The sequence below is a fragment of the Bradyrhizobium sp. Leaf396 genome, from assembly GCF_001424605.1.
GTDB classification, from domain to species: Bacteria; Pseudomonadota; Alphaproteobacteria; order Rhizobiales; family Xanthobacteraceae; genus Bradyrhizobium; species Bradyrhizobium japonicum_C.
This window is the reverse complement of record NZ_LMQJ01000008.1, coordinates 108,423-122,036: the sequence shown is the minus strand read 5'-3', so window position 1 is coordinate 122,036 and position 13,614 is coordinate 108,423. Positions and strand designations below refer to the sequence as shown.

Genomic DNA, 13,614 nt, shown 5'->3' with positions numbered 1-13,614 from the left:
CAGCGTCACCGACCAGGCGTCCTGGCCGCAGACCAAACTGGTATCTATGCGGGCCGGAAACCCGCGCGCTCGAGTGCGGCGCGCGCCGCGTCCGAGCCAAGCGCGTCGAGAAAGGCCTGCACCGCCGAGCGGTCCTTGCGAGCCGTCACCAACGCGAAGTCGTAATGCTCTTCCGCGAAGGGGATGAAGCCGAGTCCGACTGCGTGGGCGACCGGCGCGATGGTCATGCCCCAGTCGGCGCGGTGCTGCGCCACGGCCGCCGCAACCGCATTGTGCGAACGAGGCTGGTTCCAGTAGCCCTCCGGACGCGCACCGCCGAGCAGGCGGTCGATCAGGATGCGAGTGCCGGCGCCCTGGTTGCGGTTGACCATGATGCAGGTGCGGTCAGCGAGTGCCGAGGCAACCGCTTCCTTCGCGTTCAGGCCCTCGAAGCGCGTATCGCCCTTGCGGAAGACAATGCCCTGCATCCGCCGCCACCCCGGCACGAGCTTGAGCCCCTCGACGAGATAAGGCGCGTTGTAGATCTCACTTCGATCGTCGAACAGATGGATCGGCGCGAAATCGCACTCGCCACGCTTTGCTGCCGCCAATCCTCCGAGGCTGCCGACCGCAATCGAGCGCACGGTCAGGCCGGCATGTGCAAGCTGTGCGGTCACGAGGTCGAGACCAGTGCAATGGCTGCCGACGATGACGAGATCGGGCACGCGCACATGCGGCGTGAAGAGCGTCACCTCGGTCTCGGTCCCGGCCGACATCTGGTCGGCGAGGGCATCGATGCGCAGGAATCCATCGGCCTGCGCAAAAGACGTGATCGCGCCAGACCCCTTGCCGGAGGGATAGGCGATCAGGCCGCCCTTGCCCTCGACCAGCGAGACCATGACGAATTCGGTGCGACCGAGCTCGGAGGCGATGCGGACCGGCACCGTCGCCTTCACCTTGGCGTCGGTGCGCGGCGGCTGTCCGGCCATCCTGCGCAGCACCGGCACGATCATGTCATGGAAGGTGAACATCGCCGAGGTCGGGAAGCCCGGCAGGATCACCACCGGCTTGCCATCGCACACCGCAAGGCACAGCGGCTTGCCGGGCTTGAGCGCAACGCCATGCGCGATGATGCCGGGCGCGCCGAGCCGGCCGATGATGCGATGGGAGAGATCGCCCGCGCCTTTCGAGGTGCCGCCCGACAGCACGAGCATGTCGCAGTCCGCAAGGGCGCGGCGCATGGCCGGTTCGAGCTTTGCTTCGTCATCGGGAATGGCACCGAGGAAGACCGCTTCACCGCCATTCTCGTCGATGGCGGCGGCGACAATGGCGCCGTTGGTATCGTAGATGTCGGCAGCCCCGAGCGATTGGCCGGGCTGAACCAGTTCGTCGCCGGTGGAGATCACGGCAACCCGCGGCTTGCGCGCGACACCCACCTCGGCAATGCCGCAAGCCGCGAGCATGCCGATCTCGCGCGAGCCGATGATGGTGCCGGCACGCAGCAGCGCCTCGCCGCGCGCGATGTCGGACCCGGCATACGAGATGAATTGTCCCGGCGAAACCGCGCGACGCACCTCGATCGCATCCGGTCCATCCGGCTGGGTGTGTTCCACCATGACCACGGCATCGGCGCCCCGCGGCAGCGGACCGCCGGTGGCGATCGGGGTCGCGGTCCCCGGCGCCACCTGCAGCGTCGGCGCGGTGCCGCAATGGACGGTCTCGCCATTCGGCGCGAGGCGCACGGGCGCGCCCTCGCCGGCCGCCGCAAGGTCGGCGGAGCGCACGGCAAAACCGTCGACGTTGGAGCGGTCGAATGGCGGCACGTCGATCGGCGCCGTGATGTCTTCGGCGAGGGCTGCGCCGAGCGCAGCAGCGAGCTTGCGGCTTTCGCTGAGGAGCGCTCGCGGGAACAACGCCGCCTCGAAGCGCGCCAGCGCCTCCTCGCGCGACAGGATGGTGAGGAACTGCTCCTGTTCGAGCGCGCTGCGGTCTGGTGATTTCGGGATCATCGTCATGCCAGGACCCATATCATGTCCGCATGAGATGGGCATCGACCGGCGTACCCGCCGCAAATCCCTCGTGGCTGGCCGGGATCAGCAGCCATGCGTCCGCACGGGCGATGGCTTGAAGGGGCCAGTCGCCCACGGCAAGCGGCACCCAGGCACGATGTTCCTCCGCCAGCAAAGCAATCTCTGCGATGCCGACGACGGATGCGATCTTTCGCGCGAGCGGCAGGGACACTTGCGGGTGGCGACGACGCGCCGACAGACGATCCACGAGCGGCAGCACGAGCGCCAGCCACACCGCAAGCGCATGATCGGGGGAGCCGGGCAAGGCGACGACGGGCACCTGGCCGAGCCGTCCGACCGCGGCAGTGCGGCCGGGCTGGAGGGCGAGGCCGTGCGCCATCACCGCGCCGCGCTGCGCCAGCGCCGTGATGGCGGCATCCTGGCGGCCGACGCCGCTGCCGCCGATCGTCAGCAGGAGATCGCAAGAGGACACATCAAGCGCATCGGCAATCGATGCTTCACCGCGTGCACGCGTTTGGCAGGTGTCCACCTCCAACCCCGCTGCGCGCGCCATCCCGGCGATCATGTCCATCGTTGCCGTTGCGCCGGGCACGTTGACGATGCGCAACCGGGGCCGCCGCACGCCGAGTTTCTCCAGACCCGCCACGCTCGCAATCAGCAGATCAGCAGCACCGATCGGATCGCCTTCGGCGGCCGCTGGCGTGCATTCGGGGATGTCGCTTCCGGCGCGCCTGACGCCCTGTCCCGGCACGCCCTCTGCCAGCACCTGAGGAAGCGGCCCCGACAGCTCGATCGCGCCGGCATCGAGCACGCAGTCGCATCCCATCGGCATCGCATCGCCGACCTCGACCCATGCAGGGGCCATCGTCAGTGGCAACGGCGAATAGGAGGACGCGCCGACGAGATCGTTGGCGGATAGCGCCCAGCCGTCCGCCGCCGCGATGCCGTGCGAAGGATAAGCTGCAATCGGCGGCGTGCCCGCAGCGATGCAACCGATCGCGTCTGCCAGCGGCACTTCTACCGGTGCGACAGCATCAACGCTTTGCAGCAATGCCGCGAGCGCGGTGTCGAGCGGCGTGAGCGAGGGCGGCAGGCGCTGGGTCATGTGCCATGATGGATCATGCATCGCCCGGTTTGGCAACCGTCGGCGATGCGGACGTCAGCCGCCCGACCTGTCCGAATTGGGGAAGAACAGCTGCTGCCCCTCGACCTTGTAAGCGGCGATCGCCGTCTGTCCCTCAGGCGACGTCAGCCAGTCGATGAAGGTCTGCGCGAGGTCTTTCTTCACGTTCGGAAACTTCGCGGGGTTCACCAGCATCACGCCGTACTGGTTGAGCAGCCGCCTGTCGCCCTCCACGAGGACGTCGAGATCGCCGCGATCTTTGAACGCGATCCAGCTGCCGCGATCCGACAACACATAGGCTTTCGCAGCACGCGCCGCATCGAGCGCGGAGGCCATGCCCGGCCCGACCTCGCGATACCAGGGGCCCTTGGCCGCGGTGATATCGATCCCGGCGACGATCCACAGCGCGAGTTCTGCGGCGTGGGTGCCCGACCGATCGCCGCGCGTGACGAACGGCGCGCCCTTGGCTTCGATAGCCTTCATCGCCGTCGCGATGTCCTTGCCCTTCACACCGGCAGGATCGCTCTTCGGCCCGATCAGCACATAGTCGTTGTACATGACGTCGTAGCGCTTCACGGCAAACCCGTCGGCGACGAATTTCTCCTCCTGGGGCCGCGCGTGCATCAGCACGACGTCGACTTCGCCTCGTCGCGCACCGTCGAGCACTTCGTCGGCGCGCCGCGCGATCACAGTGACATCGATGCCCGTCTTGTCGCGGAAGATTGGCAGGAGATAGTTGAGCAGGCCGGACTCCTGCGTCGCCGTCGTCGAGGCGAGGACTATGCCGCGGTCCTCCGCGAATGACGCCGCGACGCCCGCAGCGAGCCCGCAGAGAAGCGCAAGTGCAACGGACAGGCGGCGCATGGTCGGGTTCCCTAATTGTGACGCGTCATGATGATGGTCGATTGCGCCGCGCTCGTGACGCGTTGTCGCGCCGACAAGCGGGAAATCTCGGCAACGTCGCGAAGGTGGACGCGCGCGCGTTGGTTCGAGATCGTTCACCAAAGCAAAATTCGCACGTGCGGATATGTTGCAAAGCGGCGAGATGATCGGGCATGGTTCCCGCGGGCAAAAAATCTGAAATGCAGAATTTCCCCTGCGTCGGACGTCAAAAAGAAGCAAGAATTTGCATAGGAATGCAGGATGGAATTCCTGACGACCAGCGAAGCCGCCGACTATCTTCGGCTCGGCGAACGCAAGCTTTACGAACTCGTCACAACCGGTGCGATCCCCTGCAGCAAGGTGACGGGAAAGTGGCTCTTCCCGCGGCACGAGCTCGACCTCTGGGTGCTGTCGGGCCTCTCGCGTCCGGCCGGCATGCTGATCGCCGAGCCGCCGCCGGTCGTGGGCGGCAGCCAGGACGAGCTCCTGGATTGGAGCCTGCGCGAGTCCGGCTCCGGCCTGGGATCGATGAGTGAAGGCAGCGCGCGCGGGCTCGAGCGCCTGCAGCGCAACGAGGTGATGGCTGCGGCGGTGCACTTCCACAGTCTGGATGCCTCCAACAATCTCGCCGGCGACGCCAGTGTCGAGGCGCTGCGGGCCGCTCCGGACCTGCATGATGCGGTGCTGGTCGCGTTCGTGCGCCGCGAAGAGGGCCTGGTGCTGCCACAGGGCAATCCCAAGCGGCTGCACGGCCTCACCGACGTGCTCGCGCTCGGCGCCCGGATGGCGATGCGGCAACAAGGCACGGGCGCGCAGATGCTGCTCGACGTGCTGCTGAAGCGGGCGGGCGCCTCGACGCGGGACTTGCGCCGCATCGAGACGCCGGCCCTGACCGGCCCGGATCTCGCCGAACTGGTTCGCGGCGGCCAGGCCGATTGCGGCATCGGGACGCGCGCCGTCGCGCGCTCGGCCGGGCTCGACTTCGTGCCGCTGGCCTGGGAGAACCTCGATCTTGCGATGCGGCAGCGCAGCTATTTCCGTCCTGCCATGCAGGCCTTGCTCCGGTTCCTGAACGAGCGGCGGCTGCGCCAGCGCGCCGACGAGCTGACCGGTTACGATCCCTCGACCGCAGGACAGATCCGCTTCGCGGCCTGACGTTGACGCCCGCCCCCGAATAGTTGCAAAAGAAACCAATTCAGCCGGGCATACCCGGATGCAACACCGGCCAACGAGCCGGCTCAGGGGAGGACAAACGTGAATCCAACCAGATTTGGACTGCCGCTAGCGGCCGCCTTGGCGACACTGCTTCCAGGTGCGGCGTCGGCGCAGCTGTCCGACGACGTCGTCAAGATCGGCGTGCTCACCGACATGAACGGCCCGGCCTCCGCGCCGACCGGCCAGGGCTCGGTGACCGCCGCGCAGATGGCGATCGACGATTTCGGCGGCACCGTGCTCGGCAAGCCGATCAGCGTCGTGATCGGCGACCACCAGCTCAAGGCCGATATCGGCGCTTCGCTGGCGCGGCGGTGGTACGACGTCGAGCAGGTCGACCTGATCGTCGACGTGCCGGTCTCCGCGGTCGGCCTCGCCGTGCAGAACATCGCGAACGAGAAGAAGCGGCTGTTCATCACCCACTCCACCGGCACCGCGGATTTCCACGGCAAGTTCTGCTCGCCTTACGCGATCCAGTGGGTGTTCGACACCCGCGCGCTCGCGGTCGGCACCGCGGATGCGGTGGTCAAGCGCGGCGGCGACAGCTGGTTCTTCATCACCGACGATTACGCCTTCGGCCATTCGCTGGAGCGCGACGCCTCCGCCGTCGTCACCGCCAATGGCGGCAAGGTGCTGGGCTCGGTGCGGCCGCCGCTGGCAACGCCCGACCTCTCCTCCTTCGTGCTGCAGGCGCAGGCCTCCAAGGCCAAGATCATCGGCATTGCCGCCGGTCCCCCCAACAACATGAACGAGATCAAGACCGGCGCCGAGTTCGGCGTGTTCAAGGGCGGCCAGCAGATGGCGGCGCTGCTCGCGCTGATCACCGACATCCACGGCCTCGGCCTGCAGGCGGCGCAAGGCCTGCTCCTGACCACGTCGTTCTACTGGGACATGGACGACAAGACCCGCGAATGGTCGAAGCGCTATTTCGCCAAGATGAACAAGATGCCGTCGATGTGGCAGGCCGGCGTCTATTCCAGCGTGATGCACTATCTCAACGCCATCAAGGCGGCCGGCAGCGACGATCCGCTCAAGGTCGCCGCCAAGATGCGCGAGAAGCCGATCGAGGATTTCTTCGCCCGCAACGGCAAACTGCGCGAGGACAATCTGATGGTGCACGACCTCTGGCTGGTGCAGGTGAAGACGCCGGAGGAGAGCAAATATCCGTGGGACTATTACAAGATCCTCACGACCATCTCCGGCGACAAGGCGTTCGGTCCGCCGGACCCGGCGTGTGCGCTGGTGAAGAAGTGACGATAGCGTAAAGCGATCGTCATTCCGGGGCGGTGCGTAGCACCGAACCCGGAATCTCGAGATTCCGGGTCTGGTCCTTCGGACCATCCCGGAATGACGGTTGCTTACGCGATAATCACTTCACCACGCCGATTTCGCGGAAATATTTCATCGCGCCCGGATGGATCAGCTCCGTCTTCGGCGCGGCCGCGATCGTGTTCGAGGCCGTCGTCTCGCAGGCCTGGGCGAGCTTCCGGCAGAACGCCGGCTCGACACCGTGCAGCGTCTTCGCGAGGCGATAGGCGACATCGTCGGGCAGGTCCTCGCGCGTGAGGACAAAGCTCCACGAGCCCAGCGAGGCGATCGGCGCGGTCTGCTTGGGATAGCTACCCGCCGGCACCAGCAGCGGCTTGAGGAACCCGTGCTTGGCGCGGATGCGCGCCATCTCCTCGACATCGGGTGCGATGAAGCGCGCGCCTGCCGGGCTCGAGGCCACCGCGGCAAAGCCGGGCCAGCCGATGCCGGCGCCCCAGAGCGCGGCGACGCGGCCGTCCTCGACCATCGCGGGGCCATCGCCGGCGCGGTCGAGATAGACCGCCTTGAAGTCCTCGTCCTGATTCAAGCCGAGACCATCCAGCATGTAGCGCGCCAGAATCGGCAGGCCCGAACCTTTCGCCCCGAAGGCCACCGGCTGGCCGACGAGATCGCGGATGGTCCTGTAGGGACTGTCGGCGCGCACCACGAACAGGCCGGGGTTGGAATAGATCGCAGTGAGGATCTTCAGGCGCACGGGCGCGCGGCCGATGCCGGCGAAGGCCTCATAGGCCGGCTCGCCCGCGACCAGCGCGAGATCGAGCTCGCCCTTCTCCAGGAGCGGGATGTTCTCGCTGCTGCCCTTGGTGTTGCGGGGAACGATGGTCGCCAGCGGATCGGCCGCGTTCATCACCTCGGCGAAGGCATTGCCGTAGAGCGGGAAGCCGCCGCCGGGCGTCGCCGTTCCCAGGCTGATCGTCTGGCTGGTCGTCGCGGGCGGAATGGCCGTGCCTCCGGTTTGGGCGGCGGCGGGGCCGGCAAGCAGCGCCGCGCCGAGCAGGATGGGACAGGCGAATCTCATGGTCGTCCCTCGCGGGCCGGCGTCAACACCGACTTGCGACGGTGTAGGCAGCGGCCCGATTTTGTGAAAGCATGCAGCCAACCACAATAAAGCAATGGGAGGCGTCATGTTGCGAATGTTGCGTCGCGGTCTTTTCGGACTTGCAGTTCTTTCGGTTCTTTTCAGCACCACACCTCCCGCCTCCGCCGCCTATCCCGACCGTCCCATCCACTGGCTGATCGGCTTCTCCGCCGGCGGCCCCGTCGACATCGTGGCGCGGATCATGGCGCAGTGGCTGTCGGAGCGGCTCGGCCAGCAGGTCATCGTCGAGAACCGCACCGGCTCCGGCGGCAACATCGCCGCCGCCGCGGCGGTCAACGCCCCGCCGGACGGCTACACGCTGCTATTCGTCGCGCCCAACAACGCGATCTCGACCTCGCTCTACAAGAAGCTGCCGTTCGACTTCCTGCGCGACACCGTGCCGGTGGCCAGCATCATGCAGCTCACCAACATGCTGGTCGTCTCCAATGCATTCCCGCCGAAGTCGGTCAAGGAGTTCATCGACTATTGCCTCGCCAACCCCGGCAAGATCTCCTATGCCTCGTCCGGCAACGGCACCTCGGTGCACATGTCGGCCGAGCTGTTCAAGGTGATGACGAAGTGCGACATGGTGCACGTGCCCTATCGCGGCTCGGCCATCGCCTTCCCCGACATCATCTCCAACAAGGTGCAGCTGATCTTCGACAACCTGCCCTCGGCGATGGAGCAGGTGAAGGGCGGCAACGTCCGCGCCCTCGGGGTGACCTCGCCGAAGCGCTGGCCGAGCGTGCCCGACGTGCCCGCGATCGCCGAGACCGTGCCGGGCTTCGAATCGGTCGGCTTCTACGGCATCTCCGCGCCGAAGGGCACGCCGCCCGAGGTGATCGAGACCCTCAACAAGGCCGTCGGCGAAGCGCTGAAGGACCCGCAGCTGGTGGCGAAGCTCGCCGCGACCGGCGGCATTCCCAAGCCGATGACATCAGCCGAGTTCGGCAAGCTGGTCGCGGACGAGACCGCGAAGTGGCGCAAGGTGGTCGAGTTCGCCGGGGTCTCGGTGGACTAGGCCGCGGCCCGGCCGCGCGGCATCGCCCGCCGGCACGACGCTTGAGGGGGCCAGCAGGCCCTCTCAAGACCAAAGTTCGAAAACAACCCCATGCACAGTAGAAGACGCGAGCAATCGCAGGGGCTTGGCGAAACACTGCGGACAGCCACCCGCCGAACGCCTCATCCTTTGACCCGTCGGGCAAAACAGTGGCAGAATGCGACTATTCCGAATTCGGCGGCCATCACCGCACCGCGCGTTCCGCACACCCCCTGGCGTTCCCTCGATCAGCCCCGTTCCACGCATTGCCCGACGCGGGCCGAGACCCGCTTCGCCTTGAAAACGCTTGAGGATTGCACCCCCGCCTCAGGCCCTGTAAACGAACCGCGCACCGTTGCCGGCCGCCCTTGATGCGGCCGCCTCGCGGCGGGGCCTGTAGCTCAATGGTTAGAGCCGGCCGCTCATAACGGTCTGGTTGCAGGTTCGAGTCCTGCCGGGCCCACCACATTGATGATCCGCCGGCGTTCGTGCTCATCCGCCATCGTTCACCGAAGGCTACAAAACTCCTTATTTTGCAACGATATCTTGCTGTTGTGGCGTTCGCCGCCGTTCGTCCACCGGTTGCTGACATCCCGGGATTTTGTTGGTATATTTGTTGGTAGGTCATCGAAGCCAGAATCGAGATACCAACATGCCGCTCACGGATACGAAGTGCCGGAATGCGAAGGGGCAGATCAAGTCGCGCAAGCTCTCCGATGGCGGCGGCTTGCATCTGTTGATCACTCCGGACGGAGCCAAGTACTGGCGCTTGGCCTATCGGTGGCACGGCAAGCAACGCACGCTTGCGCTCGGCGTCTATCCGGCTGTCGGGCTTATCGAGGCGCGCGCGTCGCGCGACGATGCCAAGCGCAGCATTGCCGCCGACATCGATCCCTCCATCGTGAAACGTGAGCGTAAACGGGCCGCGAAGATTGCAACTGGCAACACCTTCGAAGCGGTCGCGCGCGAATGGCACGAAAACTGGAAGGATGCCCGTAGCCCCTATTACGCCGCGCAGATCCTCCGGCGTCTGGAGGCGGATGCCTTCCCAGCGATCGGTCGGCGTTCGATCGCCGCACTCGAACCGCCGGAACTACTGGACATGCTGCGCAAGGTCGAGAAGCGCGGGGTAAACGAAACAGCACGACGGCTGAAGCAACTCGTCGGTCAGATATTTCGCTTTGCTATCGTGACCGGCCGAGCGAAGCGGGACCCCTCCGTTGATCTCAAGGACGCTTTACGAGCCACCGGAGAACCGCAGCGTCACAGAGCGATGCCGCTTTCAGAGCTGCCAACGTTCTTGCAGAAGTTGGAGAGTTACAGTGGCGAGCAGCAGACCAAACTTGCATTGAAGCTGGTAACCCTGACGTTTCTTCGAACGACTGAATTGCGCGCCGGCAAGTGGAACGAACTGGAGAACCTTGATGAAAATTCCGCTTTGTGGCGCATTCCGGCCGAACGCATGAAAATGCGCCTGGAGCACCTGGTGCCTCTGTCACGGCAAGCCGTCGCAGCATTGCGCGAGCTGCGCACGCTTTCCGGCGGCAGTCCCAATATCTTCCCTTCGCCGGGAAAAGGCGACTGCATGTCCAGCAACACCATGCTCTACGCCCTCTACCGGATGGGATATCACGGCCGCGCCACGACGCACGGTTTCCGCGCCGTCGCTTCCACGATCCTGAACGAAACCAACTTGTTCAACCGAGACTGGATCGAACGCCAGCTTTCACACGTGGAACGAAACGAAGTGCGGCGTGCCTACAACGCTGCGGAGTGGATGCCTGATCGTCGAAGAATGATGCAGTGGTGGGCAGACCATATTACTGCGTTGGCTCTCGAAGGCGATAAAATTATTCCGTTGTCGCGCGCGGGTTAATCCGCCCTCATCCGCCAGCGTTCGCTTTCCCCTATAATCACCGGCCTAGGTCGCATCTTGGCCTTCGCCGCTGTTCACGCGGTTTTGCCGGTATCCGGCAGATTTGTTGGTATCGTTGTTGGTAGATCGTGAGAGTGCTGGTATCGCGATCTTTACGGAAGTGTGTGAATCAAATAATTTCAACGTGTTACCGATAAGTTTGGACGAAGCGTGCCTCATTGATCTTCATGGTGCTTCAGCCCGATCACGCGAACTCATTCCAACGAAGACCGGGCAATACACTCGCCGGATTGTGCGGGAGCTGAGGGCCTCACATCAAGATTACGTTTCGCTCGTGATCCACGCCGCGCAATATTTGTACTCTGGAACCCGCGTCGTCGGGTCGAGCGCCGAATTCGTGAGATCGTTGGCCGCCGCTTCGAAATAAGCGAACGGCATCCAGATCACGCCCGCCTGAAGACCGACGTCGCGACATGGGGCGACGGTCACACCGCCGCGCCGAGTCGCAACGCGGACGCGCGCGGCGCATTCGAGCCCGAGCGCGTCGAATACGTCGGCGGCGATACGAACCATTGGCTCCGGCGCGAGCGCGTGGAGAACCGGCGCCCGCCGCGTCATCGAACCGGTGTGCCAATGCTCCAGCAGCCTGCCGGTGACCAGGATCAGCGGATAGTCCGCATCCGGCTCCTCCGCCGGTCCACGCCCATCAAGCGCGGCGATGCGTGCGCGGCCGGCCGGCGTCGGAAATCGCTCGGCAAACAGGCTTCGGGCCGACCCGTTGGCCGACGCAAGCGGCAGAGCGAGTGCCCCACGGCCCTCCAACATCGACCAGCTTGTACCGGCCAGCATCGGGACGGCCGCCGCCATTTCGTCGAACAGTCCGGCAAGCGCGTCGTGTCGCCACGGCGCATCGAGGCGCCGCGCCAACTCCGCCGTGATCCACCAATCCGGGCGCGCGGCGCCGGGCGCCGGCACGGCGGGCGTGAGCAGTTGCACGACCCGATCGGTGTTGGTCACCGATCCACTGCGTTCCGCAAGCGCCGCGGCTGGCAGGATGACGTCGGCGAAAGCCGCCGTCTCGGTCGGGAAGATGTCCTGCACGACGAGATGATCAAGCCGCGCCAGCGCCTCGCGGGTTCGCGCCAGATCGGGATTGGCCATGGCGGGGTTGCCGCCGGCGACATAGAGCCCGCGGATCCGCCCCTCATGCGCGGCATTCAGGATCTCGACCTGTGTGAGCCCTGCCTTCGCTGGCAGCTCGGTGCCCCACAGCGCGGTGAACCTTGCCCGCGCCTGGGGATCGCTCACCGGCGCGTAGCCGGGAAATGACGACGGTATCAGGCCGGCGTCGCAAGAACCTTGGACGTTATTCTGCCCGCGCAGCGGGTGAAGGCCGGATCCTGGCTTGCCGACATGGCCGCAGATCAGCGCCAGCGCGATGACGCAGCGAATGTTGTCCGCGCCATGCACGTGCTGCGATGCGCCCATGCCCCAAAAGGACATCGCTCGTTCAGCGGTCGCAAACATCCGCGCCGCCGAGACGAGCAAGTCGGCGTCAACACCGGTGAGTCGCTGCGCGAGTTGCGGCGTCACTCCGCGCACACGCGCGGCGAGTTCGTCGAAGCCGTCGATCCGCTCGCGCACGAACGTACGGTCGTACAGCCCTTCGCAGATCACCACGTTCAACATGGCCGAGATAAGGGTGACGTCGGTCCCTGGCCTCAGGGCGAGATGATAAGTGGCGTGACGCGCGAACGATTGGCGATAGGGATCGACCAGGATCAGCTTGGTTCCACGGCGCACCGCGTTCTTCATGAAGGTCGCGCCAACCGGATGGTTCACCTCGGGGTTCGAGCCAACCATCAGCACCACGTCGGCGCGGTCGATTTCGTCGATCGGCGCCGTGACCGCCGAATAGCCGATCGCCTCGCCGAGCGGCGGCACGGAAGCGCACAAACGCGTGCAATGATCGACATGCGGCGTTCCGAGCACAGTGCGCGCCAGTTTCTGCAAGATATACGCGTCTTCGTTGGAAGCCTTGGCCGAACCGAGTACCGCAAGCGCGTCGGCGCCGTGCCGGTCGGCGACAGCTCTGAGCCCGGCCGCAGCACGGTCCAAAGCTTCGTCCCAGGAGGCCGGGCGGAAGAAGTCGCGCACTGCATCGGGCCCGGCTACCGCAACGGCATGCTTGGGCGCGTCCTGGCGACGGATCAGCGGCACCGTGAGGCGATCAGGATGGTGCAGGAAGTCGAAGCCGAACCTGCCCTTGACGCACAGCCGGCTGCGATTGGCCGGCCCGTCGGCGCCGTCCGCCCGCACCACCCGCCCGTCAGCCACCGTCAACTCGATCCGGCAGCCGACGCTGCAAAACGGGCAGATCGTTTCCGCCGTTGTCGTCGGCTCAGTTTCCGCGATGGGCGCCGCGACCGGAGCCAAAGCGCCGGTCGGGCAAACCTGGACGCATTCGCCGCAAGCCACACAGGAACTGTCGGTCAGGGGCACGTTGGCGTCGAAGACGATGCACGCCTCGGCACCGCGACCGGCCACACCGATCACGCCGTTGACTTGAACGTCCTGGCAGGCCGTGCGGCACAGCCCGCAGCGGATGCAGGCGTCGAGGTCGACGGTGATCGCGGGATGCTGCTGCGTGACCCGCTCGATCGTCGGCCGATGGCCAAACCGCGTCGCGCCAACACCAACCTGGGCAAGCGCCTCAGCCAGACGCGAGCCGGGACGCAAGGCCTCGGGGCCCTGTTCCGAGAGAGTCAGCTCAGCAACCAACCGGCGGGTCTGCAGGACCCGCTCGCTCGACGTCCGCACGACCTGTCCCTCCTCCGCCTCGCGGCGGCAGGAAGGCGCAAGCGTGCGCTCACCTTTAATCTCGACCAGGCAAAACCGGCAGGACGCTTCGGCGGCGTAGCCCGTGCGGTCGCAGGCGCAGACATTCGGAATAGCGATGCCGCACTGGCGTGCCGCCTCGAGCAGGGTCGTCCCGGCCGGAACATCGACGACCTGGTCGTCAATGCGAAGCGCAAATGAAGTCTCGGTCATCGCGAATCGCGGAAT

Annotated in this window: 9 protein-coding genes and 1 tRNA gene; 5 read left to right on the top strand and 5 right to left on the bottom strand. The window is 65.9% G+C overall.

From position 1 onward, the window contains the following. Positions 1-44: 44 nt before the first annotated feature. The 3 genes from ASG57_RS10285 to ASG57_RS10275 are packed head-to-tail and all read right to left on the bottom strand — an operon-like array spanning position 45 to position 3,996. Positions 45-1,994, bottom strand: a complete 1,950-nt coding sequence (locus tag ASG57_RS10285; protein WP_057196226.1) for a molybdopterin biosynthesis protein — start codon at positions 1,992-1,994, stop codon at positions 45-47. A gap of 13 nt (positions 1,995-2,007) precedes the next feature. Continuing rightward, positions 2,008-3,114, bottom strand: coding sequence for a molybdopterin-binding protein (locus ASG57_RS10280; protein ID WP_057196176.1), 1,107 nt, complete (start codon positions 3,112-3,114; stop codon positions 2,008-2,010). Between the two features lie 54 nt (positions 3,115-3,168). Then, positions 3,169-3,996, bottom strand: a complete 828-nt coding sequence (locus tag ASG57_RS10275) for an ABC transporter substrate-binding protein (protein ID WP_057196175.1) — start codon at positions 3,994-3,996, stop codon at positions 3,169-3,171. Positions 3,997-4,275: 279 nt separating this feature from the next. Between ASG57_RS10275 and ASG57_RS10270 the strand changes: the two genes are divergently transcribed. Both ASG57_RS10270 and ASG57_RS10265 read left to right on the top strand, forming a co-directional pair. After that, positions 4,276-5,169 carry a substrate-binding domain-containing protein gene (locus ASG57_RS10270; RefSeq protein WP_057196174.1) on the top strand — a complete coding sequence of 298 codons (894 nt, stop codon included), beginning with the start codon at positions 4,276-4,278 and terminating at the stop codon, positions 5,167-5,169. Positions 5,170-5,268: 99 nt separating this feature from the next. Beyond that, on the top strand, positions 5,269-6,480 hold the full coding sequence (locus ASG57_RS10265; RefSeq protein ID WP_057196173.1) for an ABC transporter substrate-binding protein: 1,212 nt from the start codon (positions 5,269-5,271) through the stop codon (positions 6,478-6,480). A 115-nt stretch (positions 6,481-6,595) separates the two neighbouring features. Here ASG57_RS10265 and ASG57_RS10260 read toward each other — a convergent pair whose 3' ends face one another. Next, positions 6,596-7,573 carry a TAXI family TRAP transporter solute-binding subunit gene (locus ASG57_RS10260; RefSeq protein WP_057196172.1) on the bottom strand — a complete coding sequence of 326 codons (978 nt, stop codon included), beginning with the start codon at positions 7,571-7,573 and terminating at the stop codon, positions 6,596-6,598. 106 nt (positions 7,574-7,679) lie between these two features. Here ASG57_RS10260 and ASG57_RS10255 point away from each other — a divergent pair, with 106 nt between their 5' ends. The 3 genes from ASG57_RS10255 to ASG57_RS10245 all read left to right on the top strand — a co-directional run bounded on the left by ASG57_RS10255 (position 7,680) and on the right by ASG57_RS10245 (position 10,548). Beyond that, positions 7,680-8,654 (top strand): Bug family tripartite tricarboxylate transporter substrate binding protein, encoded by a 975-nt coding sequence (locus tag ASG57_RS10255; RefSeq protein ID WP_057196225.1) that lies wholly within the window; start codon positions 7,680-7,682, stop codon positions 8,652-8,654. Positions 8,655-9,062: 408 nt separating this feature from the next. Then, positions 9,063-9,138: transfer RNA gene (locus ASG57_RS10250), tRNA-Ile, on the top strand. A gap of 186 nt (positions 9,139-9,324) precedes the next feature. Next, positions 9,325-10,548, top strand: coding sequence for a tyrosine-type recombinase/integrase (locus ASG57_RS10245; RefSeq protein ID WP_012046213.1), 1,224 nt, complete (start codon positions 9,325-9,327; stop codon positions 10,546-10,548). A 321-nt stretch (positions 10,549-10,869) separates the two neighbouring features. Here the strand turns inward: ASG57_RS10245 and fdhF are convergent, their stop codons facing one another. Next, a complete protein-coding gene (fdhF, locus tag ASG57_RS10240; RefSeq protein WP_057196171.1) occupies positions 10,870-13,599 on the bottom strand; it encodes a formate dehydrogenase subunit alpha in 2,730 nt (909 codons plus the stop codon). Between the last annotated feature and the right edge of the window lie 15 nt (positions 13,600-13,614).